The organism is Candidatus Baltobacteraceae bacterium (assembly GCA_036559195.1).
GTDB lineage: Bacteria > Vulcanimicrobiota > Vulcanimicrobiia > Vulcanimicrobiales > Vulcanimicrobiaceae > JALYTZ01.
This window is the reverse complement of sequence record DATBTN010000028.1, coordinates 1-3,239: the sequence shown is the minus strand read 5'-3', so window position 1 is coordinate 3,239 and position 3,239 is coordinate 1. Positions and strand designations below refer to the sequence as shown.

Below are 3,239 nucleotides of genomic sequence, written 5' to 3'. Positions count from 1 at the left end.
CCGCCAGCGTCGCGCGCATGCCCAAGAGCGCCAACACCCCGATCGCAACGAGCACGATCGCTACGCCCACCGCGAACCCGCCGGAGCCCGGCCACAAACTCTGCGCGAGCCGCGAGCCCAGATACTGCGCCGAGAACTGTGGTGTGTAGTGCCCGTGCGGCACCAGTACGCTGCGCACGCCCCATTCGAACGGCAGCGCGACGAGCGCGGTAACCGCGGTGCCGAGTGCGGCACCCGCAATCACGCGCACGAATCGCGAGCGCGTTGGCCAGGTGTACGCCGCGAGTACGGCGGCGGCGGCGATGCCGGGCGCCTTGATCATTGCCGAGCACGCGATAACGAACGCACCGAGTGCGGGATGTCCGCGCCGCACCACCACGATGCCGGCGAGCACGACCGCGAGCATCAGCGCGTCGTTATGTCCTTCGGCGCAGACCCAGATCGCGATCGGGTTGAGCGCGATGCCGATCGCCGCGGCCAGGCGTTGCGGCGTTGGAAATCCGCGTAACGCCGCGTAGAGCAGCGGTCCGCATGCAACGAGCGCAAGCGAGGCGACGACGCGCAGCCCGAGCAGCTGCGCCGCAACGCCGAGCGAAGCCAACGCGCCGACGATCTCGCGCGCCAGCAGCACGAACGCCGGACCGTACACGCAGACCGGCGGCGGATTGCTCCATTGCCAAATCGCCGCGCGAATGAGCGGATCGCGCAGGTGAAGCACGTGATGCGCGTAGGGATCGAATCCGTGCAGCGCCATCGCCCCGTACGCGCCATACGCATAGACGTCGCTCGAAAAAAGCACGGGAAAGAGCAGCGCCGCAGCCAGCGCCGCAGCGCTCGCCACAACGATCGCGCGCAGCGTGCGGTGCGGTGTGGAATCGATCGATTGCAGCGCGCGCCGCAACGCGAGCGCGTAGGCGACGCCTCCAATCGCGACCGCGATGAAGAGCGCGAGCCACATCACCGCGCCGAACGAGTGCCAATACGTCACCACCGGCACGGGCTGCGCGAGGTCGGTCGCGATGGATTTGGGCGGCAGCTGCAGCCAGAGCCGGCAGCCGATCGCGCCGATTGCGAAGGCGAGCGGAACGCCCGCGATTACGCGCATTCGGGAGCGGTTCGCCTCGCGTGAGCCAGCTCCGCTGCGCCGAGCGCGAGCACGATCCACCACCACCCGCCGATCTTCGGATAGAAGATCAGGTAGTCGTCGATCTGGTGAACGGCCAGCGCGATCGACGCCGCGAACGCGCCGAGCACCAGCGCCGACTGTCCGCGCTCGCGGAAAAAGGCCGCGATCGAGGTGTAGACCAGAAACAGCGTGGCCGCGATCTGCGGCAAACCGCCTTCAACGAGCGCTTGCAAGTACAAACTATTTGCGTGCGTGCGAATTCCGTGCAAGCCGACGAGCGGAAGCTCGAGTTCGAAATTACCGGCTCCGACGCCGAAAATTGGATGCCGCAGCCACAGTTTGATCGCCGCCGGCCAAAGCTGGGATCGCGTGCCGACCCCGCCGGCGTAGTGCGATTCCTTAAGCGTCAAGAAACGCGCGACGGCGCCGGAGTGCGCGATGATGCCCCAGATGAGCGCGACGCCGGCGCCGCATGCAAGCCCGACGCCCGTATACACGAAGGCGTCGCGCAGTTCGCGCTTGCGCCAAACGATCGCAACGATCGCGATGGCGATGAGCGCCGCAATCGCGCCGCTGCGCGAGAAGGTGAGCAGATCGGCGAAGACCGCGAGCGCGAGCGCGAGATGCACGTACGGTTCGGAGCGCTCGATGCAATACGCGAAGAGCAGCGGAATCGAGATATCGAAATAGCCTGCGAGTTGATTCGGCCCTTCGAGCGGTCCGGCGATGCGCGGAATCGGATGTCCGTTGATGAAGAGTCCGGAGGGTGCGCCGATGATCTCCTGCGAGAGCGCCGCCAACGCCACGACGATCGTCACGCCGATCGCCGCCGCGCGTACGAGATCGCGATTCGGCTCGAAGCGATACGCAACATATACCGTGGCGAAGAGCACGATGTACTCGACGATCTTAAGCACTTCGCGCAACGCCGCGCCCTTATGCATCGCGTGCAGCACGGATAGCACCGTCGCCGCCGCTACGAGCATGGCGGCCAGCAGAATCCGCGAGGCGGTGCGCTCCTGCAAAACGCGGATCGAGCCGGAGTACGAGACGCAGCCGAGCAGAACGCCCACGAGCGCGACCTTCGGCAACGTGATCGTCGTTCCGAAGATGTTCGCATAATAGGCAAACGGCTGCAGTACCACGAGCAGACAGACGCCCACAATCGGGCGCCGTTTGGTCATAAAGACCGCGCCGACGAGCACCGCCACGTAAACGATGGCGGCGAGTGGTCCGAGCGGGACGCTTTGAATCGTTTGGTCGACGACGGGGTGCAGGTGCACGGGGCGGGCTTCGCGTTGCTTGACGCGAAAACCCGGCCTTGCATGGACGAATTGGCGATGCGCGGGGCGATCGAGCGCAAACGCGAGGGCGGCGAGCTCTCGTACGACGATTGGAGCGGGATCGTGGCGGCGTTCATGGACGGGCGCGTCGACGAAGCCCAGATGGCCGCGCTTTGCATGGCCTGCATCTGGCGCGGCATGACGTTCGAAGAAGCCTACGCGCTCACCGATGCGATGGTGCGCAGCGGCAAAACGCTCCATTTTAGCGGCGATACGGTGGTCGATAAACACAGCAGCGGCGGCGTCGCCGACATCGTCTCGCTCATCGCCGTTCCGCTCGCCGCCGCTTGCGGAGCCCGCGTTGCGAAACTCTCGGGCCGCGCCTTAGGGCACACGGGCGGCACGATCGACAAGCTCGAGACGATTCCGGGCTTCAAGGTCAACCTCTCGACCGAGGCGTTCATCGTCCAAGTGGAGCGCATCGGTTGCGCGATCGCATCGCAAACCAGCGACTTGGTTCCCGCCGATAAACGCATCTACGCGTTGCGCGATCGCACCGCCACCGTTCCCGCCATGGGCCTGATCGCCGCGTCGATCGTCTCCAAGAAAATCGCGGGCGGCGCGCACGCTTTCGTTTTCGACGTCAAAGCCGGCCGCGCGTCGTTCGTGCAGGATCCAGCCGCCGCCGCCGAACTCGCCCGCTGGCTCGTAACCATCGCCAACCGCGCCGGCCGCCGCGCCACCGCCTTCGTAACCGACATGAACGAACCCCTCGGCCACGCGATCGGCACCGCCCTAGAAATAATCGAAGCCCGCGACTTCCTACAACC

The 3,239-nt window shown here is 66.0% G+C and carries 3 protein-coding genes; 1 reads left to right on the top strand and 2 read right to left on the bottom strand.

What is annotated here, in order from left to right:
* Positions 1–1,105, bottom strand: a 1,105-nt coding sequence (locus VIG32_03280; GenBank protein ID HEY8297027.1) for a hypothetical protein, incomplete at its 3' end; no start/stop codon positions are given.
* Positions 1,096–2,409: an O-antigen ligase family protein gene (locus VIG32_03275; protein HEY8297026.1), complete on the bottom strand. Its 1,314-nt coding sequence runs from the start codon at positions 2,407–2,409 to the stop codon at positions 1,096–1,098. The genes VIG32_03275 and VIG32_03280, both read right to left, overlap by 10 nt.
* A 42-nt stretch (positions 2,410–2,451) precedes the next feature.
* On the opposite strand from VIG32_03275, the gene VIG32_03270 reads away from it, so the two are divergent.
* Positions 2,452–3,239: thymidine phosphorylase (locus VIG32_03270; protein ID HEY8297025.1), on the top strand; the 788-nt coding region annotated here is incomplete at its 3' end.